21 protein-coding genes and 1 pseudogene are annotated in these 25643 nt (G+C 37.0%); 6 read left to right on the top strand and 16 right to left on the bottom strand.

Annotated features, from left to right (window positions below; all coding sequences use genetic code 11):
- Positions 1-204 precede the first annotated feature (204 nt).
- The 6 genes from D0T56_RS10340 to D0T56_RS10315 form a co-directional block, all read right to left on the bottom strand.
- Positions 205-3066 carry a hypothetical protein gene (locus tag D0T56_RS10340; protein ID WP_163320074.1) on the bottom strand — a complete coding sequence of 954 codons (2862 nt, stop codon included), beginning with the start codon at positions 3064-3066 and terminating at the stop codon, positions 205-207.
- A 164-nt stretch (positions 3067-3230) separates the two neighbouring features.
- Positions 3231-3530, bottom strand: a complete 300-nt coding sequence (locus D0T56_RS10335) for a hypothetical protein (protein ID WP_163320073.1) — start codon at positions 3528-3530, stop codon at positions 3231-3233.
- 49 nt (positions 3531-3579) lie between these two features.
- Complete coding sequence (locus D0T56_RS10330; RefSeq protein WP_163320072.1) at positions 3580-5106, bottom strand: hypothetical protein; 1527 nt, start codon at positions 5104-5106, stop codon at positions 3580-3582.
- 63 nt (positions 5107-5169) lie between these two features.
- Positions 5170-5640 (bottom strand): hypothetical protein, encoded by a 471-nt coding sequence (locus D0T56_RS10325; protein ID WP_163320071.1) that lies wholly within the window; start codon positions 5638-5640, stop codon positions 5170-5172.
- Positions 5637-6185, bottom strand: coding sequence for a hypothetical protein (locus D0T56_RS10320; protein WP_163320070.1), 549 nt, complete (start codon positions 6183-6185; stop codon positions 5637-5639). The genes D0T56_RS10325 and D0T56_RS10320 overlap by 4 nt, the downstream gene beginning before the upstream one ends.
- A 53-nt stretch (positions 6186-6238) precedes the next feature.
- Positions 6239-6994, bottom strand: coding sequence for a hypothetical protein (locus D0T56_RS10315; protein ID WP_163320069.1), 756 nt, complete (start codon positions 6992-6994; stop codon positions 6239-6241).
- 72 nt (positions 6995-7066) lie between these two features.
- On the opposite strand from D0T56_RS10315, the gene D0T56_RS10310 reads away from it, so the two are divergent.
- The gene (locus tag D0T56_RS10310; protein WP_163320068.1) at positions 7067-7759 is read left to right on the top strand and encodes a hypothetical protein; all 693 of its coding nucleotides are present in this window, start codon (positions 7067-7069) and stop codon (positions 7757-7759) included.
- Positions 7760-8009: 250 nt separating this feature from the next.
- On the opposite strand, the gene D0T56_RS10305 is transcribed toward D0T56_RS10310, so the two are convergent.
- The 6 genes from D0T56_RS10305 to D0T56_RS10280 form a co-directional block, all read right to left on the bottom strand.
- Positions 8010-9200, bottom strand: a complete 1191-nt coding sequence (locus D0T56_RS10305) for a site-specific integrase (protein WP_163320067.1) — start codon at positions 9198-9200, stop codon at positions 8010-8012.
- A gap of 258 nt (positions 9201-9458) precedes the next feature.
- On the bottom strand, positions 9459-12044 hold the full coding sequence (clpB, locus tag D0T56_RS10300) for an ATP-dependent chaperone ClpB (protein ID WP_163320066.1): 2586 nt from the start codon (positions 12042-12044) through the stop codon (positions 9459-9461).
- A 592-nt stretch (positions 12045-12636) separates the two neighbouring features.
- Complete coding sequence (locus D0T56_RS10295) at positions 12637-14121, bottom strand: hypothetical protein (RefSeq protein WP_163320065.1); 1485 nt, start codon at positions 14119-14121, stop codon at positions 12637-12639.
- The gene (locus tag D0T56_RS10290; protein WP_163320064.1) at positions 14114-14596 is read right to left on the bottom strand and encodes a CYTH domain-containing protein; all 483 of its coding nucleotides are present in this window, start codon (positions 14594-14596) and stop codon (positions 14114-14116) included. Before D0T56_RS10290 ends, D0T56_RS10295 begins: the two co-directional genes overlap by 8 nt.
- A 3-nt stretch (positions 14597-14599) precedes the next feature.
- The gene (locus D0T56_RS10285; RefSeq protein ID WP_163320063.1) at positions 14600-15685 is read right to left on the bottom strand and encodes a DUF4831 family protein; all 1086 of its coding nucleotides are present in this window, start codon (positions 15683-15685) and stop codon (positions 14600-14602) included.
- 62 nt (positions 15686-15747) lie between these two features.
- Complete coding sequence (locus D0T56_RS10280; protein WP_163320062.1) at positions 15748-16542, bottom strand: thymidylate synthase; 795 nt, start codon at positions 16540-16542, stop codon at positions 15748-15750.
- A gap of 284 nt (positions 16543-16826) precedes the next feature.
- On the opposite strand from D0T56_RS10280, the gene D0T56_RS10275 reads away from it, so the two are divergent.
- The 4 genes and pseudogenes from D0T56_RS10275 to D0T56_RS16775 form a co-directional block, all read left to right on the top strand.
- Positions 16827-18098, top strand: a complete 1272-nt coding sequence (locus tag D0T56_RS10275) for a site-specific integrase (RefSeq protein ID WP_163320061.1) — start codon at positions 16827-16829, stop codon at positions 18096-18098.
- A 280-nt stretch (positions 18099-18378) separates the two neighbouring features.
- Positions 18379-19320 carry a type II CAAX prenyl endopeptidase Rce1 family protein gene (locus tag D0T56_RS10270; protein WP_163320060.1) on the top strand — a complete coding sequence of 314 codons (942 nt, stop codon included), beginning with the start codon at positions 18379-18381 and terminating at the stop codon, positions 19318-19320.
- A 398-nt stretch (positions 19321-19718) separates the two neighbouring features.
- A complete protein-coding gene (locus D0T56_RS10265) occupies positions 19719-20105 on the top strand; it encodes a hypothetical protein (protein WP_163320059.1) in 387 nt (128 codons plus the stop codon).
- A gap of 171 nt (positions 20106-20276) precedes the next feature.
- Positions 20277-20480: pseudogene (locus D0T56_RS16775) on the top strand (transposase); the annotation flags it as partial.
- A gap of 20 nt (positions 20481-20500) precedes the next feature.
- Here the strand turns inward: D0T56_RS16775 and D0T56_RS10260 are convergent.
- The 4 genes from D0T56_RS10260 to D0T56_RS10250 all read right to left on the bottom strand — a co-directional run bounded on the left by D0T56_RS10260 (position 20501) and on the right by D0T56_RS10250 (position 24693).
- Positions 20501-21754, bottom strand: coding sequence for a hypothetical protein (locus D0T56_RS10260; RefSeq protein ID WP_163320058.1), 1254 nt, complete (start codon positions 21752-21754; stop codon positions 20501-20503).
- A gap of 84 nt (positions 21755-21838) precedes the next feature.
- Positions 21839-23530 (bottom strand): hypothetical protein, encoded by a 1692-nt coding sequence (locus D0T56_RS10255; RefSeq protein ID WP_163320057.1) that lies wholly within the window; start codon positions 23528-23530, stop codon positions 21839-21841.
- Positions 23531-23733: 203 nt separating this feature from the next.
- On the bottom strand, positions 23734-23859 hold the full coding sequence (locus D0T56_RS16770) for a hypothetical protein (protein ID WP_255491153.1): 126 nt from the start codon (positions 23857-23859) through the stop codon (positions 23734-23736).
- Positions 23860-23865: 6 nt separating this feature from the next.
- The gene (locus D0T56_RS10250) at positions 23866-24693 is read right to left on the bottom strand and encodes an AraC family transcriptional regulator (RefSeq protein WP_163320056.1); all 828 of its coding nucleotides are present in this window, start codon (positions 24691-24693) and stop codon (positions 23866-23868) included.
- A 485-nt stretch (positions 24694-25178) separates the two neighbouring features.
- Here D0T56_RS10250 and D0T56_RS10245 point away from each other — a divergent pair, with 485 nt between their 5' ends.
- Positions 25179-25565 carry a hypothetical protein gene (locus D0T56_RS10245; RefSeq protein WP_163320055.1) on the top strand — a complete coding sequence of 129 codons (387 nt, stop codon included), beginning with the start codon at positions 25179-25181 and terminating at the stop codon, positions 25563-25565.
- The last annotated feature ends 78 nt before the right edge of the window (positions 25566-25643 follow it).

Below are 25643 nucleotides of genomic sequence, written 5' to 3'. Positions count from 1 at the left end.
CCCCCTAAAAGAATTTATTTTTTAGTTATCTTTGATTTTAAATATTCAAAAATTAATTTAAAAACTAAACTCAAAATTTCTTTTATCAAAAGAATTAAAATAGTACTTTTCATAATTAATTATATATTAAATTATTAATTATGTATATATTCTAAAAAAAGAAAGAATATAAGTTGAGATATACTTTCAAGAAGTTTTGAGACGTTATATTTTCCTAATCAATTTTATTTCAGATGTGTTTTTCATCAATGGGTCATAACCACTAATTTCACTTACATAATACAAATCACTGTTTAACTTTATTAAGTTCCTACCATCCAATAATTCATACTGGCTTGGGTTCAGGTAAGTCTTAATAGTAGTATAATTGGTATCATTGGTAGTGATAATGGTGAAATAGTTATTCAATATGCTATGTTGTTTATTCTTATAGTCTAATATATTGTTCTTGTTGATGTTATATTCATTTTTTACCCTCATTAGTTTAACTGAATTGCTACCAATATAGAATATATCATTACTGAAATCAGTATTATTACCTATAATTTCATCTATATACCAGAATCTTAAACCCAAATCAGTGTACCATTTCTTCTGCATTTCAGCATAATCATCAGATGTTGGGTTCTCCCATACTTCATATTTGCTGATGATTGGTACATTTTCAGTTGTTGAACCTCTATTGTATTTTATAGTATTGAATGTGATGGGTTTATACCAATTGTAGCTAAATGATGAAGATACTTCTAATGTATTGCTGTTTACTGTACCTGTTTCAAATGTACCACTACCATCTTCATTATTGCTGCTGACAAATCCTTCTTCATCAGTATCTACATTGAACTTTATCTTTATCTCACTTGGTAGATTCAGGGGTTCATTAGAACGAAGTTTGATATTAAATTTATCTTCAAAGTCAACAACACCTGATGTGCCTAATTCTTTAGTTTGTTTTACATCCAATAAGAATTTACCCTTGCTTGGTTGGGATAACCTCAGGTTAAAAGCCTTACAAAAATTATCCAAGAAATCATTTACCTTTATTTCACTTGGTAGAAATTTGAATAGATTTATTTTTCCTTTCAAAAATCCATCTTCTGTATAATTAGTATCATTCCAAGATAATAATCTATTGCTGTCATAATCACCATTGTTGGTGAAATTGTTATAGGTTATATCAGTTCTGAATGGGGTTATAACCAACTCAAAATTAACTTTATCAATTATTGTTATCCACGAATCAAACTCACTATGATGGGAAGAACCACGCCTCATATCACCCATATCACCAACCACATTTATAGTCAGGCGTTCTCCTTTCTCTAACCAAATGATATTGCTTACACGACCATTGCCAGATGTATCATTAGTATTATTTATGTAATTGGATGGAGCATCTAGCAATACACCTTTCCTTTTTGTTGTAGCACCCCAGTCAAGTTTAATATCATTATCATCTGTTGCAGTTTCATCATCCCCATCAACAGAACCCCAACGCCAATAATTAATACCTATATTACCACCACTCCCTCCAGCTTGGTACATACTTGATATTTTTTGTTTCTGGGTAAAGGAATTGTTATAACTCCAACCATTTTGAATAAACATATAATTACATTTTTGGGTGCTGTCTTTTGGGTTGTAGTCGTCTTCGTGCCTTCCCCAATGCAAACCACATACAAAGTTTTGGTTGCTGCTGGCATCAATTACCATTGCTCCCTGACTGGATGGGTAGTATTTAGGGTATTGGCTTTGGTTATCCCAACTATCTTGTGGAAAGTTTGCCCTGTTATAGCTGCCTACAATATTCTTATTATTGAAATCACCTTCCCCATAATCACGTAATACTTGAATCTCATATCTTGACCTATCAAATCTGTTGTTTCTATTGCTATGTGATTGGGAAGTACTTGTAAATTTTAATCCATTATCTGAAAATCTAAGGTGTTCACCAACAGTGTTTAATTGGATGCTTCCACCTAAATCAACCCTGTAAAAACCAGACTTAGGTATAATCACACCTAAATTCTTTCTGGTATAATCCTTATCAGTATATTTATCCTTATATTCTGAATATATACAATTACTACCTGTATCTGTATAGGTTAAATTGGCTCTGTTGGTATCAAACAGGTTGATGTTATAATATTCACCATAAGTATCTGAATCAATACTTATTTGGCGTTCCCAATTGTAATAATTGTGAGTTGGAATAGGTGAAGAAATAAAGGAATAATCAGCCATAGACCAATCTCCAGTAATATGAATAGTAGATAAATCTCCATAATTCCATTCCTGTACATAGTCAGTAGGGTTGGAATAACTCATATACAGGTGTTTTAGCCTGTCATCATCAAATGCAGTACCCTCAATGGTTAAATCATTTGCCTTAAACATTTTCTGAATGGTAGCCAGCACATTCATTGATGGAGGGATATCCTCATAACCCAACCTTGCATATTCATCATAAATGTTTTTATTTGAATATTTACCAACTTCTTCACCATTGACCTGATACATTGGGTCTTCTGATACTTTTGGAATCAAACCATAAAGGACATAGGGAAATATACAATCATAACTGCTATTATTTATTTCGTAGTCATAAATGGCATTTTGGTTGTGAACGCTGATAACAGATGTGTTTTCAAGTAAGAATGGCAACCACCACTTATTTTTGTCAGGTATATTTGATGGGGCGTTCATTGTCCTGTCACCAAATATATCTTTGATAGTCTTGTATGTTGGGATATACAAATTGCCCTTATATGTGGTTTCAGTAATCTCATTCAACATAAATTTACCATCAAACACCAAAATGGTATCTACATACAGTTTTGCATCATACTCATAGTTAAACTTATTCTTAACTTCTTCTATATTGGCATAGTTGAAAATCTCATTATTGCTTGGTGTGTTGGGAATGGTGATAGTATAAGACATTTGAGCATCTTTAGATGTAAATTCAGCAGGTTTGAATACTTGCCTGTTTAATCTGATACCTAATTTATTCGCATCTGTAATATCAATTAATTTATCATTTATGTAAAACTCAACTAATACCATTATTATTTTTATTTATGGTATTGATATTTGGATGGGGAAGGTAGAAAATGTAAAAGCCTGTAACTCGTACAGGCTTCGCTTCTCTTTTATGAAAATGTTTTTATTTGTTACGTGCGGAAATAGGTTGCAGCTATTTCCAGTACAAATATAATCATTTATTTGATTTATATACCTATATATTTACTTTTACCACAATCCAAACAAATAAAAGCAGTTCGTGATATTTCTTCAAATGTATAAGGATGTCTTATTGTTATAGTATATTCTTTGGTGTCGTCATTTGAGCCACATTTACCACACTCTTTACGTTTGGTATATTGATGTATATACTGACCTAAATAAATTTCATCGTCGTCAGGATTATGGTTTCCATTAAAAAAATTAGGGTGTCTTTTGGAAAATTCTTGTATTAATTCTCTTTTGAAATTAAAATACGCATCAGTTTTTGTTTTAAATGTTTTCATAATAGTGTATTAAAATTAACATTGGCATTGAATACAAATATAATTAAATTCATTTGATATTAGTATTATAAGTATCTGCCAATTGATATTTCATTGTTACTTCAAATAAATCTTTATCCGCAACAGATAAATCAAAGTCATTCACTATTACATATCTATTTTCATCATCTATTGAATAGACATATTTAGATGTGCTTAATTCTTTCAACCATTCAGCAATTTCTTTCGTAACCATAGACTTGATAACAAAGGTTTCAGACACATCTTTTCTTTCAACTTTTTCATAAGTATCTGATATTTTATATTCAGGTTGCAGGGTCTTGAATGATGTTGTAGCATCTGTTTTAAACTCATTGTAGAAATCAGAATTGAAATAATAACAATCCCATCCACCCAATTTATTTAGGAATAAGAAACCTTTGGTTGTATTACACACATCCAATATTGTATATCTGATTGATGTAGAAATTTCATAATAATCTGTTGGTGATGCTGTTGGAATTTTCACAAATACCACATCAAAATATTGTGTGTCTTCTGTTAGCTCTATCTTGTCAGCAGTGATATAGATGCTATTCACCAAATGGTAATTATCAGCAACTGCAATAATATCTTCCTTTACCAACCTTGTATTTTCATAGTATTTTATCAGACAACCAATTTTGAAATCATCTGTCAGTTGGTAATCATTATAAATGAAATTTGCAGTAATATCTTCACCTACATTATAATATCTGTTGGTGTTGTTGGTTAATATGTTAACCTTATTATCTTCTAAGGGATTATAAATATATTCATCAAGGTTATTTTCTTCCAACGTTCGTTTGAACCCATCGACAACATATTTTTTATCACTTGTGTAAAAATATTCTATCTCGTAATCTTTAGTCCTTTTCGATTTATAATTGTAGGACATTGAAGAACCACTATCTACTAAGACATTGGGATTGAATAACAAATTGGGATAAGATACCATTATTCTATTCATTATGTTGTTGATGTCGAACCACACTTCACCATCAATGAATGATTTGGTAACAGTTGTAATAAACCTGTTGGTATTAGCATTATATACATCTAATTCAATGGTGCTGTTATACAAACTATTGTTGTTGGTTATAATGTAATCAGCGTTATCATAACTCAAACCAAGGTTATTTACATCAGAAATGGAAAATGAAAACTTTGGGTTCTTTCTTTTTCCAGCAATCATTATCTTGTTGCCACTGGTGGATATATCAAATGATGCCTTAAACCAACCATCACGCAAAATACAGGCAGCTATATTATTAGCTGTAATTGTATTGTCAGCACTGATATAGAATATATTGGTATTATTCAATATTGTTGATTTATCTTTAGTTCCCTTGAATGTATGTTTGGTATCTGTAGCAATCTCAGTAATTGTAAAATAACCATCAGTAGCAATTGCATTATTTACTGTAAGTATAAATGTTGGAATATCATTATTATTACTATCATCACCCACACCCATAAATGTTATGAATGATGGGTTATTGACTAAGGTTATTTCATTGCTATCTATAATTGTGGCTATATCTGTATTAATTACCATTTTTAGTTTTTAGTATTGATATTTACACAACTAAGGCGTTGCCATGACAACGCCCTATCTATATTAATCAGTAAAGAAATTAAGTAAATCATCAATCAGTGCTTCAAAAATCATATCAAAATATTCTTTATCAAACTTATCTTCAATATTTGTTATCAATGTTGCTGTGATTGGTCTTGCTTGGTGTCCATCTCGCCAAATTGCATATGATATTTTCCAAAGTGTTTCATTATCATCAGGAATACCATTCTTAACAGCCCAATCTTTTAATGCGTCTATTGGAGGTTGCTTCTTATATTTGGGTGGTCTATTCCATTCAAGATAAACAATATAGTGATTGAACAATACTTCAATAATGGGATTGCCAGTTTCTTGCACCTTAACTTCTACATCCTTTGCTAATTGGCTATCTTTTAATGTGTTCTTATTGACTTTGGTATTATTACTAATACTATCAGTATCAAATACCAATTGAGCCAATGTAGCAATATCAGCTTGAATTGCTTTTAGTATATCTTTTACTTTTGCATTCATCTAGTAGTTGGTATTGAGAAATCAGGTAATTTATTTACAAAAGTTGTACAATTAGATGCTGGGTTTACATCAAAGTCATTAATCAATTCTTTAACCTCAAACTGTTTATCTGTATCAAAGTGTTCATTAAGTAGACATAGGTTAGTAATGTTGGGATGTACAACAGTTAATGAAAATCGAACAGCAACAGCAGAATTATCATAATATTTTCTCAATGTTAATGCAGTCCAATTTGGTTTAATCTCCAATAGATTATTTTGCTTAATATGTTCTATAATATTTAAACCTGTACTAAACGCTAATGTTTCACATTTTACTTCATCAGTTTCTTTACTTGGTAATATTTGAATTGTGAAATTCAAATCTATTTCAATGCCTTGCCCTATGTTACCAATATTTCTTAAATATATTGGGGATTCTAACCAGAATACAGGATGTGGTTCGTTTCCATTACCAATTTCATATACAGGATTGTAGAAAAAAGATTTTATTAGTTTGTGCTGCCTTGCTTCATCTTTAAATATGTTAACTACCTTATCAATCATATAGATTTTATAATATTGATAAAGAAAGGGCAACATGAACGTTGCTCCTACTGCTATTTATTGTTCCTCAATTGTTCTAAGAATTTCTTATTAGCTTCTTCTGCATTTTGTTTATCAACTTGAAACGAAAGGAAGTTGAACACTTCGATAACGCCCAACGTAAAAATGTTATCCATTTGTTGTATATCGTGGTTCGCAAGTTGTGCCACCACTTTGTACCATCCCCATTTTTTTGAGAAATCTCTGTAAGTTGGTGAAGTTGGTTTTGAAGTTCCTCCACCATTAAACAATGGTTCATAATCTGATTGTATCTTTCGTTTAAGAGCAAAAAAAAAATTGAATAATGGAAACAATTTATCCATTGTCAACCCTTTGAATAATTCAATCCTATCTGCTAACCTGTTGGTATCATAGGCTTCACCAATGGGGCGACATACAACAGCTAGTATTTTACTTAACTTATCTGATTCTGATTTTAAACTTTCTTCTACATCAATCCATTCTGCTAATGTTAGTTCTTCTTCATTGTTGATAGTATATTTCACACCATCAATCTCAATGCTGTTTTTAACTTCCTTGATGGTGTCTTTAAGAGAAAATGATATAATACCAACCAAATCATTATAAAAAGATAATGGTAGGCTTTGAAGTGTGTTTAATTCAATTCCTGATACCTTAGATACAAATGTTACTTCATCTTCTTTGGTGATAATTTCAGAGCCAAACCAGTTTTCATAATCAGATAATTTTACATCATCATAACCGCTTGGTATGTTATATTCAATATCTGCAATCCTAATTTTAATCATAGATAATCATTTGTGATATTGATATTTTAACTTTCTTTGTGCAGTATAAGTATTAATTAAAAATTTGTGATTATGTTGAAATATCTTCTTGTAGCGATTATTGCAGCTATTATACCATTCATCTCTTTAATATTTAGAAAAGTTAGAGATGGTTATAACAAAAATGATATATTATCATTGGTATTCACTTTTTTTATTTCATTTTCAGGTTTATTTTTTGCTATATTCTTAACAGGGTTAAGCGAAAAAGATAAGGAAAAGGAGGATGTTATTAAATTACTAGAAGTTTCTAAATTAGAGATTCAAAGAACGCTATATTTATCAAGAGCTGCAATGGTTTCTCCTAATATGGATTTAGAACATAGGGCGAATAGTATAAATTTTTATGCTCCTGTAAGAAAAATAACCTTCACTAGTAATGTATTAAATAATGAATTAGTTTTAAGAACTTTATCTTCTACCTCTTTAGAACATATACTTAATGTAATTAGCTCTTATGATAACAACTTTGAAAGAACTTTCGAATTTATGAAAGAAGATGTTAACAATGAGAAATGGTATCGTTGTTTTCAAGGTACTTGTGTAAGCTTATACCATCTTCATAGAGCAATTGATAATGAAATAGAACTTATCAAAGGAGACATAGATAAGGAAGAACTAAAAAACAGATATAGTTCCCCCTCCAAAACAGATGAAGAAATTATTAATCAAGAGATATCTAAAATTGGTGGAGAATTTAGGAAAGATATTTATGGTTATGAATGAACAAGAAACACCATTAAAGAAGTAAAGTGCTAAAGTTGATACTCGATCATACAATTTCTACTGTCAGATGAAATTCAACCTCAAAATACATTTTTTTCTTTCAAATCCCCTCCCAAAAAGCCCTTAGAGGGCGTTTGAAAGAGAAAAATGTTGTCAGATTAACTGAAGCTTATTTTGAGTGTCTGTAAGATCGAGTCCCATTTTTTACAAGTAAAGTGTAATGGTGTTTCAAAGGATTCTCTCTACCTTACTACATTTTTATCAAATTTGCTACATTATTCATTTCGTTCATCAATGTACTTTCTAATACTTTTGCATAGCGTTGTGTTATCTTGGTGTTGGTGTGTCCCATCATTTTAGATACAGAAGTTAAGGCAATATTATTATTGAGAGTGACACTTGTGGCAAACGAATGTCTGGCACAATGAAAATGCAGATTCTTCTTAATACCACATATAGCAGCGATTTCCTTCAAGTAAGCATTAGTTTTTGTGTTTGATATAATTGGTAATTTGTAATCATATTTTTCCAATATCTCAATTGCTATTGGCAATAATGGAATATTAGACATAATACCTGTCTTTTCCCTTTTCTTCATTATCCACAAATTACCATTGTTATCAGTCTTGATGTGTTCTTCTGCCTTTAATTCAGCACAATCAATATATGCCAAACCAGTGAAGCAAGAAAAAATAAATATATCCTTGATTTGGTTTAATCTCTCACAATGACAATCTTTATTGTAGATGGTTTTTATTTCATCCATAACCAAGAAATCAACATCAACAGGTTCAATGTGTAGCTTGATAGCAGCAAAAGGATTTCTATCAATAACACCATCATTCAATGCCCTTAAACATATCTTCCTTAGATTCTTCATATAGTTAACAGAAGTATTATTCTGAATCTTCAATGTAGTTCTAATGTAATTCCAAAAACTTTCAATAATGGTTTTGGTTATTTCATTCATCTGAATATCATCCCTATCATATTTTTCTCTTAGAAATGATTGAAGGTGTTTTAGAGTGGTGGTGTGCTTTTGATAGGTGGTATAGGTTATTGCCCCTGTCTTATACATCTCTGCATATTCATCATTATGTTCTTGATATAACGTTACCAATGATGTTGACTTATCCTTAATCTTTCCTGTATATAGGTCTTTAATTGTTTCAGCAGTAACAGGGATGTTACGAGCCATTAATTTTGTTTGGCACTCATAAAGTTTTGTTCTGGTTAGTTCTATGAATGCATTAATATCCTTAGTTTCTACATCATCACCCTCCACCATTTGGAATTTCTTATTCCATAGTTCTGGTTTTACCTTTCTTGATAATTGAATTTTGGTTCTTACCTGATTTACGTTTAGTTGTACTTCTAATGGTGCAACACCTGCTTTGGTTGTTTTTGAAACTCTTACATCAAAATAAACATTGAAATTCATAACTATATGTTTTTAATTGTTTGACATATAGCCTTTGTGAATAATGTATAATTAATATTTCAAGCGTTATTTATAAGTTGATTATTATTATAATCTGCAACATATATAATTCATAGCCAACCTTAAGATTGATTAGAATACTGATAATCATTGAAGAAACTAAAAAAAAGACATCCCCCCGCTTCCGCAAAGCCAATATGAAGAATAAAAGAAGTCCTATAATTCGTTGAATTATAGGACTTCTTATTTTTTTAGGTATCAATTAAATACCAGTTCATTGTCTTTCACATCTATAACTATCAACGACGAACGGTCTACTGCTCCTGCGAGCAATTTCTTCGATAGTGTGTCCAACACCTGACGCTGGATGACACGTTTCACCGGACGAGCTCCAAACTCAGGATCATACCCTAACTCGGCTATCCAGTCGACTGCCGCATCCGTAAATTCAAGCCTTACACCGTTTCCTTCCAGAGTTTTAACAACTCCGTTCAACTGGATACGAACCACCTGAGCTATTTCGCTCTGATTCAACGGCTCGAACATTATTATCTCGTCAATACGGTTCAAGAACTCGGGACGGATGGTTGATTTCAACATATTCAAAACTTCACTCTTCGTTTTTTCAACCACTTCTTCGTGATTGTCTTTTGTCATCAGTGCAAAATTTTCACGAATGAGCGAAGACCCCATATTCGATGTCATGATGATGATCGTATTTTTGAAATTCACAACACGACCTTTATTATCGGTCAGACGACCATCGTCAAGCACCTGTAAAAGTATATTGAAAACATCAGGGTGAGCCTTTTCAATTTCATCGAAAAGCACTACGGAATATGGTTTCCGCCTGATGGCTTCCGTCAACTGACCACCTTCGTCGTAACCAACATATCCCGGAGGTGCCCCGATTAAACGGGTTGCACTGAATTTTTCCTGATATTCACTCATGTCGATACGGGTCATCATATTTTCATCGTCGAACAGAAACTCGGCAAGAGCCTTTGCCAACTCAGTTTTACCTACTCCGGTAGTACCCAGAAATATGAACGATCCGATAGGTCGCTTCGGGTCTTGCAAACCGGCACGGCTACGGCGTATAGCGTTCGATATGGCCGAAATAGCTTCATCCTGACCAACCACACGCCTGTGCAATTCTGTTTCGAGATTAAGCAACTTATCCTTTTCGCTTTGAAGCATCTTGCTAACGGGAATACCTGTCCAACGGGAAACCACATCGGCAATATCGGTTGCATCCACTTCCTCTTTTATCATTGCCATTGCGCCCTGCATTTCCTGCAACTGCTGTTGAAGCTGCTCGATACCACTTTCCAGTTCCTTTATCTTGCCATAACGCAACTCGGCAACTTTTCCGTAATCTCCCTCACGCTCTGCCCTGTCGGCCTGAAATTTGGCGTCTTCTATTTCAACCTTATTTTGCTGTATCTTATTAATAACCTCTTTTTCCGATTGCCATTTGGCTTTCAGCTCTTTTTCTTCTTCTTTCAGGTCGCTGATCTCTTTTGCCAGCCTATCTTCTTTATCTTTGTCATTTTCACGTTTAATAGCCTCACGCTCAATTTCCAATTGCTTGATACGACGGCTTTTTTCGTCCAATTCTTCGGGTACGGAATCCACCTCCATACGAAGTTTTGCCGCAGCTTCATCCATCAGGTCGATAGCTTTATCGGGCAAAAATCGGTCGGTTATATAACGGCTCGAAAGTTGAACGGCTGCAATAATAGCCTCGTCCATGATGCGCACTTTGTGGTGATTCTCATATTTTTCTTTCAATCCCCGGAGAATGGAAATAGCATCCATTTCGCTGGGTTCGTCTACCATAACAATCTGGAAACGACGCTCCAAGGCTTTGTCTTTTTCAAAATATTTTTGATACTCATCCAATGTTGTTGCCCCGATAGATCGAAGTTCTCCACGAGCCAAAGCAGGTTTCAATATATTGGCGGCATCCATCGCCCCCTCGCTCTTGCCAGCTCCCACCAAAGTATGTATTTCGTCGATGAAAAGAATTATTTCACCTTCCGACTTAGTAACCTCATTAACAACCGATTTCAGACGTTCTTCAAATTCACCTTTATATTTAGCACCTGCTACCAAAGCACCCATATCTAACGAATAGATCTGCTTACTTTTAAGATTCTCAGGCACATCTCCACGAACAATACGGTAAGCCAATCCTTCTGCGATAGCTGTTTTTCCTGTCCCCGGTTCTCCTATCAATATAGGATTATTCTTTGTGCGCCGGCTCAGGATTTGAAGAACACGGCGTATTTCCTCGTCCCTACCGATCACCGGATCAAGTTTTCCGTCTCTTGCACGCTGAGTAAGGTTGATAGCAAATTTTTCGAGCGATTGGTATGTATCTTCCGCCGATTGGCTATCTACCCGGCTTCCTTTTCGCAGTTCATTGATTGCTGCTTCCAGTTCCTTTTCCGAAACACCGACATCCTTCAACATTTGCGAAGCCGGACTTTTTACGGAAAGTATTGCTAATATCAAATGTTCGATAGAAACATATTGATCGCCCATCTTTTTCGAAATATCGACAGCCTTTTCCAACGTTGAATTACTTTCCCTGCTCAGATAGGGTTCGCCTCCCGAAACTTTCGGGTACGATTCTATATCCCTCGTAAGTATTGATGTCAGATGAGACAAGTTTATCCCTAATTTCTGGAAAAGAAAGTTCACTACATTTTCACCGGTCAATATCACCCCCATCAATAAGTGAGAAGGCTCTATCGATTGCTGATTTTGTTCCTTTACCACCTCAACAGCCTTTTGTACGGCTTCTTGCGATTTAATAGTAAAATTATTGAAATTCATATATTTATACTTTTATTATCCGTAGTGCATTTAGAAAATGGAAGATAACTAACAGAAACATAATATATATTTACATTGTCATCCTGAGTAAAACGAAGGATCTGGATTTAAATACACAGATTTTTCACTTCGTTCAAAATGATAAAACGGATATAAACCTTATAATGAATGAGTTAATATCAAAGTCTTAAATACACTACGGGTTTTATCTTTTATTTTAAACAATTATCTTATCTTTTTCGTTCAACTACAAATATTCAAATTATTTGCCAAGGTGTTTTTTGTGTCAATTTGTCAGATACGTAGTCGCTCAGGCTTTCTGGCTTTGTATATTCATATTTGTTCTTTTATTTTCATAGTACACTGCGCAGAATTAAAATCCCTCGCATCCCTTTTGAGTTGCCTTCGCTCCTCGAACGTTGTTTCTGAGTGCAACAAAGAATCTAAGCTCTATAAAACAGATCCTTCACTCTGTTCAGGATGACAAAAAGACACTGAGATTTACTCTTGATACACGCCTTTACTTTCGGGCAGATTAAAAACCTTCCCTACAAGCAAATGCTTTTGACGATATGCAATAAGATTATCCCTGTCAACTGAGGTCGGGAGTACTATTTATTTCCGTTATATCTTTTATTCCCTCACGGTTGAAAAGAAGACGGAATTTGCGGTAATATAGTTTTGAATGTCCCTGACATCTCAATACGATGTGCAAGGCATATACTTTTTCGCTGGGAGAAAGTATATAGCCGTTCTTTTCGTCGGGCATACAAAGCGGAACAAAGGGATTGTCCATCTTTTGTATGAAATTGGTAAGGTTGAATCGGGTAATGTCGTTTATGCCGACAAACCTATAACCTTTATATTGAGATATGTGGGTAGATGATAGTTGAACGAGCTTCTTGTATAGTATAATCTGCTCGTTGTAGATTTTACTTTCGGCTTCTACAAGCGGACTCCGTTTCCTGATATTCATCACCTTTTCGGGAATTTTTTCTTCCGAAACAAAATCGAACGCCTCTTTCGACCAGCCTATTTTTTGTTTTTGTATTTCCAGTTCTCGTTTGTTGTCGAAATATTTTTTGCCCAATTGCGTACTGAAATAATACCGCATAAGGTCTTTAATTCGATCCTTGAAAATATAACTGACAACCAACGCAAAAAACAACGGTACAGTAAAATTTCCGTATCGCTGTTGAGCTGTAAACGCCACAACAGTTGCAAAAACCATTGATACTCCTGCTGCTATGCCATAGTAGAATTGTTGAGCAAGCGCACCGTCTTTCAGGCTTTTTGTGTTCAGATAAAGGTCGCTCTCGATGAATTTTTTGAGGATACCCCGACGCATCACCACCAGATAGTTGTTTGTCGGATCTTTAGGGTCTAACTGGGAATAACCCTTTTTGTTTTTGTAAGAATCTTCTTTTTTCACCAACTCAAGCAGTTGATTCTTTATCGACTCATACACCGGACGACCTGACAACCGCCTCATTATGCGATAGGCATTCTGCTCGGCAATGTTGCCGATGAAGTCGTCTCCGAACGAAAAATATTGGAGATTATCTTTTGTCATTTTTTCGTCCATTATTTCCGAAAGTTTCCGATAATGGAGTAAAATATCCGAAATTTCGGAAATATATTCCGCAATAAGTTCCGCAATTTCATCATCATTTTCCCGGTCTGTGATGAAGTATGCCCTGTCTCGTGATGCACTTTTAAATATGGACGAAAACATCCTGACCTGATAGGCATAGTTGGCAGAACTGTTTTGATCTTCCGGGTTGGCTTTCAATTCTTCGATACTCGCCCTAAGACGAGAAAGCGGGCATTGATCGCCGTTGTATATATCCTTTAGTGAATAGACCGGCGTAATGAGACGGACATTCGATTTCGTATCTCTGTAAAACTGGTCTTTCGAGTAAGTTGAACGGTTGATATCGAGACTGTTCGGCACAAACATCCACATGTTGATACTGAACTCGTTGGTGTCGCTCATTTTCGATTTGCGGGTAGCAATGAAAGAGGTTTTGAACTCGAACGAGAACTTGTCGTGTATTTTTACTTTTATATCAATCATTCCGCATTTGCCACTTGCTATAAGGATGTGTTACCAGTTGCGAGTTGTAGAACCGTATGTCGCCTGTCACTTCCTGTCCCAACCATGCTGGCTTTTCAAAATCTTCATCTACCGAGTCAAGTTCTATTTCCGCAACTATCAGTCCTTCGTTTTCACCGAGAAATTCATCCACTTCAAACATTTTATTGTTTACAGGAACATAGTAGCGGATTTTATCGAGCACTTTGCCGTTGCACAATGTGAAAAGCTTTTCCGCATCGTCGGTGCTGATTTCCTTTTCCCATTCGGTACGAACCAATCCTTTTTCGTCACTCTTTCCCTTTATGGTGAAAAAAGCCTTATCGCCTTTGACACGTACCCTGACCGTACATTCGGGGTCGGACGACAAGTAGCCTTGCGTTATCCGTTCTTTTTTTGTCGATTGAGATTTAAAATCGCCACAGACAAGGAATTTACGTTCTATTTCGAGGGGCATTTCTTATTGTCCGTTTGTTTTCTTTATTGCACCCAAATCAGGATAAAAAATAACCTGCAAGGATTTATCTTTCTTGAATTCCAATTCTTTAGGCGTAAATACTTCCTTCGAGCCGTATTGAACAACATCAATCATATTATTCACAACAGCTTTGTTGCCGTACTCTATTTTCAGGTTTGCTTTAGCCGGAATGTTGTATATCAAACCATTGGAATATTTTTTCTCCAAGGCTTTTTGCTCCTTATCCGAAAGAAACAGTTCTTCACGAGGTTCTTTGTTTATCAAACTCAGATAAACAGGTGCTCCGGCCAGATTGTTTGCCTCCACAATGCCTAACTTCGACGAAAAGCGAAAAACCACTTGTCGGTTGATGTCTTCCTCGTCAGGAATTACAGTAAACTCTCTACGGGTGATGCTTTCCACTTCTTCCGTTCCCGAAAACAAGGACGTCAATGCTTTTTCCTGACGGTCAATTTGTTCCATCACTATTTTGTAGGCATTTCCATCGGGAGGCATGTTGTCTGCTTCTCCTGTGAGAATGTTTGTACGGGTTTCACGCAACAAGTAAATTTGCTTTGCTATCAGTTCTATCTGTTTACCGGTAGAACCCGATCGCAGCATTTCTTCGGTGAAGTAAGACTTCGGATTGTCGATATTGTTTTTGGTTACCGTAGCTAACGGATTTTCTTTTTCGGGCGAAAACTCAGCATCTGCATTGATGGCGCAAATAAGTCCGTCTTCCGTCAATGTTACATAAGGGGCAACCCAATTCGACTTGAATTCGACCAGATACGACTCATTTCTGTCGGGTATGCCATAGGTTTCGAAGGTGATATTGTCTATGCTATAAATAACCTCATCTTTTGTTATGGGGTTGGAAATGTTCAGATACCTGTCGGCATATTGATAATATTCGCCCGTTTTTCTTATGGTTTTCGTTACGTCAGCCGTAATTTTTATAGCTGTTTTTGGCAGGGTATAGGCAACCCCATAATTGTTTGCCTTCACAGCATTCAGCTTCACTGTATTTTGACCTTGTATTGCTTGTGCGGACAGAAACAGGAATAATAATCCGAAAATATTTTTCATAACAAATAATTTATACACGATTTATTTTCAAAAACAAATCTAATAAAAAATCTCCAACAAACTTATACGGCCACCACGCCTTTTATGTGCGGATGGGGGTCGTAACCCTCCAATTCAAAATCTTCGTATTTGAAATCGAATATATTTTTCACATCCGGATTTATTTTCATCCGAGGCAATGGCCGTGGTTCGCGCGACAATTGCAGATCAACCTGCTCCAAATGATTCAGGTAGATGTGGGCATCACCCAGGGTATGCACAAAATCACCTTCCTGAAGTCCGGTTACCTGTGCCATCATTTTCAAGAGTAAGGCATAAGATGCTATGTTGAACGGAACGCCCAGAAATATATCGGCACTTCGTTGATACAATTGCAGGCTTAATTTTCCATCGGCAACGTAAAACTGAAAAAAAGCATGACACGGAGGCAGGTTCATATTCGGAATATCGGCAACATTCCACGAATTAACAATAATTCGTCGTGAATCCGGATTTTTTTTTATAGAATTAACAACTTGCGTAATTTGGTCTATATGCCCTCCATTATAGTCGGGCCACGAACGCCACTGATAGCCGTATATATGTCCAAGATCACCATTTTCGTCGGCCCATTCGTTCCAAATACGTACTCCGTTGTCTTGCAAGTATTTAACATTCGTATCCCCTGCCAAAAACCACAATAATTCGTGTATAATTGACTTCAAATGGAGCTTTTTTGTCGTCAATACGGGAAACCCTTCTGCCATATTATAACGGCTTTGATGTCCGAAAATACTTATTGTTCCTGTCCCTGTTCTATCCTCTTTTTTTACTCCTTCGGCCAATACAATTTTAAGAAGTTCTTGATATTGTTTCATCTTTGTATATCTTTGTTTTTTTAATGGGAATCAAAAATACTTAAAAATCTAATCGAATAGTAATAATAATTGTTATATTATAACTAGGGGATTATCAATATAAGTTATTTATTTGTTTGTATCGAAGTCTGAATAATATGTAGTTCATATATCTCGTATTTGGGAAATGAAGATAGCCAAATCGCACTCTATATATATGATAAAATTAGTTTGATAAAATAAATGCACTAACATAAGGTATCAATAGAAGAAACTGAAATTATAACTTAAATTTTTACATTTTTATGGCATCGATATCATTTGTCTTTCGTCCGTCAACTCGTATTGGCGACCAGAAGGGAAGTCTCAGTGTACGAATTATTCACATGAGAAGAACAAAAGTCTTGAGTTTACCATTCCGAATTTATCCTCACGAATGGGACAAAGACAAACAGGCTTTAGTGTTCCCTATGACCGATCAGGTGAGAATACATTATTTAATGCAAATAGAGGAAAAACTCTCGGAGATCAACTCTATTTTCGAACACATTATCGAAAACCTGGAATTGGACGGCCGGTACACGGCAGTGGATGTAGTGAACTATTACAAGTTCAGAACGGATAGTGGGAAATTACTTAATTTTGTGGAACGTCAGGCAATGCTACTGATCAAATCGGGGCAGGAACGGACTGCCCGTGCCTATCGCACAGCAGCGCAAGCTCTGGTGCACTTCAACAAGAGTTTGGATATTCCGCTCAATCACATCAACGCAAACCTGATAAAGGATTTTGAGAACGAAATGAAACGAAACAGCAAAACGCCCAATACGATTTCGTTTTATATGCGAAACCTGAGGGCTATTTACAACAAGGCGGTCTCCGAAAAGCGTATATTACCAAAACATGCCAATCCGTTTATGCATGTATATACGGGGGTTCAGAAAACCCAAAAACGGGCACTCAACATCGACGAGATCAGCCGTATGAACGCTTTAGACTTGTCCGACAAAATCGACAGAAGATTCAGGACAACAACAAACAGGGATTACCTGGAAGGTCTCGATTTTGCAAAACGCTTGTTCTTTTTCTGTTTCCATGCCCGAGGCATGAGCTTTGTTGATATGGCTTTTCTGCAGAAGAAAAATATCAGGGGCAATATTATTCGTTATTACAGAAAAAAAACCGGGGGGATTATAGAAGTTAAAATAACCCCGTCGATGCGGATTATTATGGACAGCTTCAAAGAAGAGGTTAGGAACACTCCCTATGTTTTCCCCATTATCATTGACCCTAAAAAGTCGCCCCGCATTCAGTACGAAAGCGCATTACGTTTGCAAAATGAGCGATTGAAAAAGATAGCTGCTTTTTGTGGTATAAAGAAACGTATTTCTACGCACGTAGCCCGTCACTCGTGGGCAACCATTGCCAAGCAAGAAAATCTTCCGCTTTGGGTAATCAGCGAAGGACTGGGGCACTCGTCCGAGAAAACGACTTATACGTATCTGGCTTCGTTCGACCGATCTATCATAGACCGGGCCAATGAGCAGATAACTACGGCTATAAATACTAAGAAATAGAAATTGTTGAAAAACACAAACTTTACAAAAACTATCATAAACGTTTTTTTGTAAAAACGCTACAACCTTATTCTCCTAATTCGTTAAGATCCCGGGCATACTACCCCGAGCTCTTCTCTTGTTAAATTTGTGACATACGGGGCAAATTTTAATCCTTTGTGTTAAATATGCTGTTTGTGTGTATACGGAATTTCCCTTATTGTGACGAAATTGCAGGAAAAACGGAATAAAGATTATCTTTGCTGGCTGCAAAGCAATTTTGAACAAAAACATAATAAAAATGAAAGATAATCAAGTAGATAAGGACAAGGTAAGGTTGTTTCTCGCTTTAACATTTAGTTTGAGTTGGTTGGTAGCTGCATTGGTATACTTCACCGATACGAAAGCTGATGGCATAATGGGTTCTACTCTTATTTCCTTGTTCTATCTGATGTCGCCGGCCATAGCTGCCTTTTCGGTTCAGAGATTAATGTACGGAGAAAATTTGCAAACCTGTGGTTTTTGCTTTTTCAAAAACAAAACAAGGTGGTATTTTATCATTCCGGCATTGTTTATACTCATTTATGCCTTAATGTTTGGCATCATAAATCTGTTGGGAATACAGTTTCACCTGTCGCAATTCGGCATGGTCAACCTTTCGGGAGAAGTGATGATAGACAAAATGCTGGCGTCGATGCCGGAAATACCGCCTGGTTTGGTTGCTACGATGAAACAGTCTTCGGCTCAGATGTCGGGCACAAGCCTGTTGATTTCTTTCTTTTTCGGAATTATTTTCAGGGGTTTTACCTTAGGGATGTTGTTTTCTCTGGGTGAAGAACTCGGATGGCGCGGATTCCTGCTTAGGGAGACACAGAAAGCAGGCTTCCTAAGGTCTTCTCTGTTCATAGGCTTAGTTTGGGGAATATGGTATATACCCCTGGTGTTGTTGGGATTGTATCATCAGGGGCACACAGGCTTAGGCGTTTTCCTGATGGTGTTGTTTACCATATCAGCTACTCCTATATTAATATACATCCGACTGAAAATGAAGACCGTATTGGCTCCGGCTGCACTAATATCTATGCTGACGTCTATGATAATGATAATGCCGTTCATCGTAGATAATTACGACGAAACATACAGTTCGATAATTGGTGTTGCGGGCATTATTACCACAACTATCGTTTCGGTGGCTATCTTCGCTTTGGACAAGAAGTTTGTAAAGGATTTTGAGAATCTTTAATCCTCCAACCATCGCCGCAAATACTGATTCATTTACGATCAATGAAAAATCTTGGGCAGGGTTTTCACCTTCGCCCGTAAACCTCCACCGGTCAGGAGCAGCAACAGGATAATGGAAAGACCCGCTACCTGTTTGTATTTGCACTTTTTCTTAAAGCTTGTTTTTATTAACAATTAACATATTTTAACGATTGAGTCGTGTCAAAAAAATCCATTCTTCGTTTTTCTTCGTTTCATTTTACGTAAAAAATATCAAGAGGCAAACAAGCACGCAAATCTTAAATATGCGGGAAACAGAGTTAAAATTTTTTTCATTCGATTTATTTGTCTTATCTTTCGTTATAAATCATGGGAAATCATTAATTTTTATAAAAAAAACACCTAAGTCTAAAAAAACAGATGAAAACTACTAATCGAACTTTATCCATCGCTCCTGAGATATTCTTTATCCTGTTGTCGATGTTTTGGTTGGCAAGTAACAAGATCAGCGGAGAAGCGCTGTGTTTGCCAATACTTATTCTTGCGTTTACTTTAATCTTGCAGTTGATAATAAAAAGCAGAACTCTGGGCATTATTCTCGGTATGTTTCTGTTTGTCGGGTCATTGTATATGACTGTTACGGTTGTTACGGAGATAATAAAGACCGGAAGCAACCCGTCCACCGTATCCCTTATTGCAGGAATTGCTTCATTTGTGCCGGGAATAATATTTGCCTGCCTGATGATAGCTAAAAATATAATATCGAAAAAAGAAGAGGAAGCCGCAACTATAAACAAGATGGCGTAAAACCTAAAGAAATCACATCGCACACAACTCATATAAAACTACGAAAAAGAAGGGGCTGTCAAAAGTCTTTTCTACCCCTAATCCCCTAAAGGGGACTTTTTAAACAATTGATAATCAATACATCCCTTTAGGGGCTGGGGGTATTTTCTGAAATTTGGAACTTTTGACCCTCCTCCTTTCCGTAAATCAAGAAAACGTATTGAAACTTTATTCTCTCAATTATGTGACCAGTTTATGATTCGTAGAAATTATGCTAAATATTTTGATGGTTTCAAAAACAGAATATTATCTAAGATAATGACTCTGACAGTTATACAACTCATTAATAAATTAAACAACAGGAATATTAACAATTTAAAAACTTGTATTGTATGATTAATGCACTACGGGTTAACTTAATCTTTTATTAATTCCTTTAGCTGTGCATACCTTCCCCTAACAATGCCTTCTTTATCGGTCAGGATATAAGTGGGTGTACCTACAATGCCGTAATTCCTGAAGTTGTCTCCGTCAAACCCTTTGAAGTCGCAAAATTTATCCACCCATGGTAACTTTGCCGATGTTTCTTCATGCACTTCTTTGCCGATATCGGCTGCAATAGAGATTATCCTGAGACCATTATGTTTGTTGGACAAAAGAGAATATTTTGCTTTGAGGTTTTCGAGCTCGTAGTGGCAGTTGCCGCAACCTGTTTCGTAAAAGACGATCAGGCTGCTTTTGGGGATAAAGGATGTGCCATCACTAACAACTATTTCCGGAGCTAATTGCCCGTTCAGGGGCATGGTCAGGTATTCGGTGCCCAGTTCAGCCAGCAGGTTGTCTTTCGCATATTTAGAGAATAGACGGATAATTGTTTGTGTGAGTTCTCTGCGGATGGGTATGTCCCCCCCACAGCGGTCGAGCATGTGCCGGGTATTGGTTAAGAGTAAAGTATCGTTTTGCGAGGTCATTTGTACCCATGCTTCCAGCGTTTGACTCCAAAATCCGCAGGTATACAGGTCGTTGAAATTCACCTTATTGACAATAAACCCGCGCTGTTCTTCTAACATCTGCTGCTCTGAAATAATGAACGAACTGCCGACACCCGTCAACAGATTGAGTATTTCAAGTACACGTGCGGCATAGAGCGGACTACCGCTAATCTCACCCCGAAAAGCCTTGTATTCATTTTCTACCGCCTTCATACGTTGTTCGGGAGAAGCGAATATCATAAACTGCTCCGTTTGGCCATTGGCCAGGCGGTAATAGTCTTTAAGAATCCTGTTCTGTTTTGCCATGGCTTCGATCAGAAAACTGTTTTCGGGCGAATGTGTAAATATGGTCTTGGCTTCGAGGCTGTCCGCCTCGCTTAATGTAATACGCTTTTCTCCATTAAGTATTATATTGCGCATATGCCCGCACTGCTCTATAGTCAGACGGCCTACGCCCCGGTAGTTTAGAGGAAAACTGATTATAGCTTTGCCTTTGTCATCCAATAATCCCATAGCGATAGTATCCTGTCCTGTACCTTGCAACAGGCAGAGAGAATACTCCCTGCCTGAGCAGTATGGCAATTCAACTTCGAGGGTCTGGGCAAAACCCCTTCCGGCTCCCCCGAAGGGGGAGAGAAAGAATAGCAACCCAATAATATATATAATCCTTAGTATCATTTGTTATCTTGTATTTTCGTAACTCGGATATCCGTGGCTTTACGGCTCCTCTCCCCTTGGAGAGGCGGGGGTGAGGTGCATTAATTAGTTTTTGACGCAACGCAACGCATGGCCGACGCCGCGGTAGGTGCTGCCAGCAGGATATACCGCACCAGCGAGGAAGCTCATGAAGTAGGCATTAGTACCAAGGATACTACTGCTCCAATAGTAGCCATACATACCTTGGGCACCGAGCAAAGCATTACCGGCATGCCGACGGCCAGTAGCGGGCAAAAACAGGGTAGTGGTAACGCCATCAGGCTTAATTTCCATACCACGGCAATTGGTAGAGTTCCATTGCCAGGTGTTAGCTGTGGCGGTTGTAGTGGGACCTGTTATACCCCCGCCCTTGAAAATTCTGCCCCATTCGTCCTGCGAAGGTATACGCCAATTGGTAGTGGATGCCCCGCCGGCAGCGCTTGAACTCGCCGCAGGATAATAGGTCATGTAGGTCAAACCGTCAGCATTAATTTTAGCGCAAGGGTCGTTAGGTGCAAAACGGGCTGTTTGCCATAACAGGTCTATCTCGCTAGTCGGCAGGTTAAATGCCCAATTGTAATTTTGAGATGAACCGGGAATAATAAACTTACCATAGTAGGTAGCATTGGAACGAGCTACCTGCTGCATAGGATAACGCTGATAAGTACCAAGTAGGTTACCATTCTCGTATGTTGGAGGAGTAGTTGTATTATAATTTACCTTATTGCTACCCGCGGTTGCCTGTCCTGGAACAAAGCCTGCTGACACTCCACGCTTTTGGTGTCCATCACCAATACGCCCCCACTGGTATAAATCGCCGAGAACCTGCTCTTCATTTGCAATGTAATAATGCGCACTACCCTCCGAATCGGCAGAGTAATTCATCGGGTGTCCTATCTGATCGGCAATGGTCAGTTTGGTAGCACCCAGGTTAAAGCACATAAAAGAGACCCATTCGCCCATATTATCCTTAGCCCCGCACCCCACAGCCACTTCGGCCGTTTCAGAGGTCAGTGTAGCACCCTGATCACTCTCAGCGACACAATAGAATTTGTAAAAGCCGGTATTACGCGCATCGCGGGTAGTGCCTTTGAGTACAGCCTGAGGCTTGAATTTCGAAGTGTTGGCTCCGGCTGCATCAGCATCAGCGGTAGTTGTATATATAGTTCCGGCTTCACCCACAGGCTTGCCGATACGCACATGTACGTTATTGCCCGTTACCTGGTACCATTGGTAAGTCCATGTACCCGGACCCTTGACGATGATTTCAAGGGCATCGACTGTTCCCTGACCCGATTCGTAGAAGGTGAAGGCTTTGGGCTGCCCGGCAATGGAAGAGCTGGCGGGATTAACCCCTGAGGTCATCCATGCGGAACCGTCCCAGGTGTAGACCCCGGGGTAGAAAATCCCGTCATTGGTCAGGTTATAGACCATCAGCCCGGCAAGTTTCTCTTTAATAGAGTTGGTGTTGGCAACCCAATCGGCATTATTGTTTGCAATAAACGGCTGCATCGTATTGACATTTACCAGTTTGACGCGGGGAAGCAACAAGCCGCCTGTAGTGGAAGTGATATTGGCATCATCGATAACCGAAGGGACAGTCCCGGCTGTCTGCTGTGTTTTGAGTTCCAACAAGGCAGCCTTTGTAGGCTCTGTATCCGAACCAACAGTTACCTGGGCGTGCAATGCCGTAAAGGTTGCCGGAAACAACATCGCTGCCAGCAACAGGTTCTTGATTGTGTGATTTACTATTTTCATAATTTTTTTTTGTTTAATTGTTTATACTCTATGGACAACTTTTGTGTTTGCATAATGCTATGTTTTGCTGTATTATCTGTGATTTATATAATATGAATCTTTATAAAGCCTGTACCTTTAATTGTTTGCTCCCAATGAAAAACATGCCACGGATAGGTCATTTTGTTCATTTTGTGTATTTTGACCGATTATATTCCTTACTTTTATATTACATTCCGAAAACACATAACATCTGTCACTTGGTAGGTGACAGAGGTTACAGAAATACGCCATTCCTCAAAATCAAAAAAAATAGTAAATCCGGTCACATTGTTTTGCTTTTTAGCCATTGGTTTTTATCCGTTTGTTTGCTGTTTTCTTACCTGCCGGGGCGACTGCCCAAACATTTTATGACAAAATTCATTAAAGTGAGACAAGGATATGAAGTTGAAATCCGTAGAGATTTCCTTTATACTCTTTGACGATTTACTTAGCTCATTATAAACATCTTCCGCTTTTCTCTTCTGCATCCAACTGTATGCCGGAGTGCCAAACACCTTCTTGAATTTTTTATTGAATCCCGAATAACTGAAATTGACTAGATGTGCCAGTTGCTGTATATTACGCGCCTTCCTGTAGTTGATTCTGATTTGTTCCGTGAAATAGAAGTCGGAGATCATATACATGTTCAGGAAGCTGTGCAATTGTTCCGCCGGATATAATTTGCTGAGGATAAGGAAGAATTCCCTAAGTTTTATCTCTTCCAACTTAGCCGAAACCACATCGAAAGAGATATATGCTTGTAAGGTTTTCAGATAGTCGTACACCACCTCTATGATATCCAGACAGATGAATCCCGGCTTCATCCTGTATCCATCCTTTATCCTCAAGCTATTTTTCTCTTCCGGAGAAAAACACTTGCTCCATTTGATAATATTTTCTGTATGTATAATAATAATGGAGACATCACCCTTTGCCTGAAGACAAATATCGCTTTCTTCTGGCAAAATGAACATCATCCTTTCGCAAACAAGCGAATCATGAAAATAAGAAGACTCGGCATACACAGCTCCTTCCATAACGAACAATATTCTGGTTTTTCCAGATAGCGAATTATACTGCCCACCGTTATTCAGAGGTATGTATTCAATGTTCTTGTTTTGTTTTATATCCGGTATTTCCATCTTGTTTTCGCAATGTTTAAAAAAAGTTTAACAAGTACCTTTCTCGGTTGATATGCAAAACAACCGAAAGAAGCAAATCATGTCATTGATTATTAGCTATGTATGTCTCTATATAGCCGCAAAGTTCAGCAAGGTGTGATTATGTTGTTTAACTAAAGTCACAGAAAAAAAAGATTTACATTTTTCATATTAATATATCTCCCTCATAAACAGTAAGATATATTCGAACTAAAAAACCTCTGCCACCTACCAAGTGACAGAACGCAAAACATTATACGCAATCAGAGTACAAATATACGTAATTATTTTTATATAAAGTATCATTTTACGTAAAAAATATCAAGGGACAAACAGGCACGCAAATCTTAAATATGCGGGAAACAGAGTTAAATTTTTTTCATTCGATTTATTTGTCTTATCTTTCGTTATAAATCATGGGAAATCATTAATTTTTATAAAAAAAACACCTAAGTCTAAAAAAACAGATGAAAACTACTAATCGAACTTTATCCATCGCTCCTGAGATATTCTTTATCCTGTTGTCGATGTTTTGGTTGGCAAGTAACAAGATCAGCGGAGAAGCGCTGTGTTTGCCAATACTTATTCTGGCATTTACTTTAATCTTGCAATTAATAATAAAAAGCAGAACTCTGGGCATTATTCTTGGTATGTTTCTGTTCGTCGGGTCATTGTATATGACCGTTACCGTTGTTACGGAGATAATAAAAACCGGAAGCAACCCGTCCACCGTATTCCTCATTGCAGGAATCGCATCATTTGTGCCGGGAATAATATTTGCCTGCCTGATGATAGCTAAAAATATAATATCGAAAAAAGAAGAGGAAGCCGCAACTATAAACAAGATGGCGTAAAACCTAAAGAAATCACATCGCACACAACTCATATAAAACTACGAAAAAGAAACGGTTGACTATTTTCATAGCCAACCG

Origin of the sequence: Dysgonomonas sp. 520 (genome assembly GCF_010501095.1) — a bacterium.
GTDB lineage: Bacteria > Bacteroidota > Bacteroidia > Bacteroidales > Dysgonomonadaceae > QVMP01.
The sequence above is the reverse complement of the archived record's forward strand: the minus strand, read 5'-3'. Positions and strand labels throughout refer to the sequence as shown.

What these genes read in the sequence shown, in the direction of transcription:
- clpB (WP_163320066.1), bottom strand. Translation starts at nt 12,044, where the DNA reads ATGAATTTCAATAATTTTACTATTAAATCGCAAGAAGCCGTACAAAAG.
- D0T56_RS10330 (WP_163320072.1), bottom strand. Translation starts at nt 5,106, where the DNA reads ATGGTAATTAATACAGATATAGCCACAATTATAGATAGCAATGAAATA.
- D0T56_RS10335 (WP_163320073.1), bottom strand. Translation starts at nt 3,530, where the DNA reads ATGAAAACATTTAAAACAAAAACTGATGCGTATTTTAATTTCAAAAGA.
- D0T56_RS10285 (WP_163320063.1), bottom strand. Translation starts at nt 15,685, where the DNA reads ATGAAAAATATTTTCGGATTATTATTCCTGTTTCTGTCCGCACAAGCA.
- D0T56_RS10250 (WP_163320056.1), bottom strand. Translation starts at nt 24,693, where the DNA reads ATGGAAATACCGGATATAAAACAAAACAAGAACATTGAATACATACCT.
- D0T56_RS10260 (WP_163320058.1), bottom strand. Translation starts at nt 21,754, where the DNA reads ATGATACTAAGGATTATATATATTATTGGGTTGCTATTCTTTCTCTCC.
- D0T56_RS10290 (WP_163320064.1), bottom strand. Translation starts at nt 14,596, where the DNA reads ATGCCCCTCGAAATAGAACGTAAATTCCTTGTCTGTGGCGATTTTAAA.
- D0T56_RS10340 (WP_163320074.1), bottom strand. Translation starts at nt 3,066, where the DNA reads ATGGTATTAGTTGAGTTTTACATAAATGATAAATTAATTGATATTACA.
- D0T56_RS10295 (WP_163320065.1), bottom strand. Translation starts at nt 14,121, where the DNA reads ATGATTGATATAAAAGTAAAAATACACGACAAGTTCTCGTTCGAGTTC.
- D0T56_RS10255 (WP_163320057.1), bottom strand. Translation starts at nt 23,530, where the DNA reads ATGAAAATAGTAAATCACACAATCAAGAACCTGTTGCTGGCAGCGATG.
- D0T56_RS10325 (WP_163320071.1), bottom strand. Translation starts at nt 5,640, where the DNA reads ATGAATGCAAAAGTAAAAGATATACTAAAAGCAATTCAAGCTGATATT.
- D0T56_RS10245 (WP_163320055.1), top strand. Translation starts at nt 25,179, where the DNA reads ATGAAAACTACTAATCGAACTTTATCCATCGCTCCTGAGATATTCTTT.
- D0T56_RS10315 (WP_163320069.1), bottom strand. Translation starts at nt 6,994, where the DNA reads ATGATTAAAATTAGGATTGCAGATATTGAATATAACATACCAAGCGGT.
- D0T56_RS10310 (WP_163320068.1), top strand. Translation starts at nt 7,067, where the DNA reads ATGTTGAAATATCTTCTTGTAGCGATTATTGCAGCTATTATACCATTC.
- D0T56_RS10280 (WP_163320062.1), bottom strand. Translation starts at nt 16,542, where the DNA reads ATGAAACAATATCAAGAACTTCTTAAAATTGTATTGGCCGAAGGAGTA.
- D0T56_RS10275 (WP_163320061.1), top strand. Translation starts at nt 16,827, where the DNA reads ATGGCATCGATATCATTTGTCTTTCGTCCGTCAACTCGTATTGGCGAC.
- D0T56_RS10270 (WP_163320060.1), top strand. Translation starts at nt 18,379, where the DNA reads ATGAAAGATAATCAAGTAGATAAGGACAAGGTAAGGTTGTTTCTCGCT.
- D0T56_RS16770 (WP_255491153.1), bottom strand. Translation starts at nt 23,859, where the DNA reads ATGGCTAAAAAGCAAAACAATGTGACCGGATTTACTATTTTTTTTGAT.
- D0T56_RS10265 (WP_163320059.1), top strand. Translation starts at nt 19,719, where the DNA reads ATGAAAACTACTAATCGAACTTTATCCATCGCTCCTGAGATATTCTTT.
- D0T56_RS10305 (WP_163320067.1), bottom strand. Translation starts at nt 9,200, where the DNA reads ATGAATTTCAATGTTTATTTTGATGTAAGAGTTTCAAAAACAACCAAA.
- D0T56_RS10320 (WP_163320070.1), bottom strand. Translation starts at nt 6,185, where the DNA reads ATGATTGATAAGGTAGTTAACATATTTAAAGATGAAGCAAGGCAGCAC.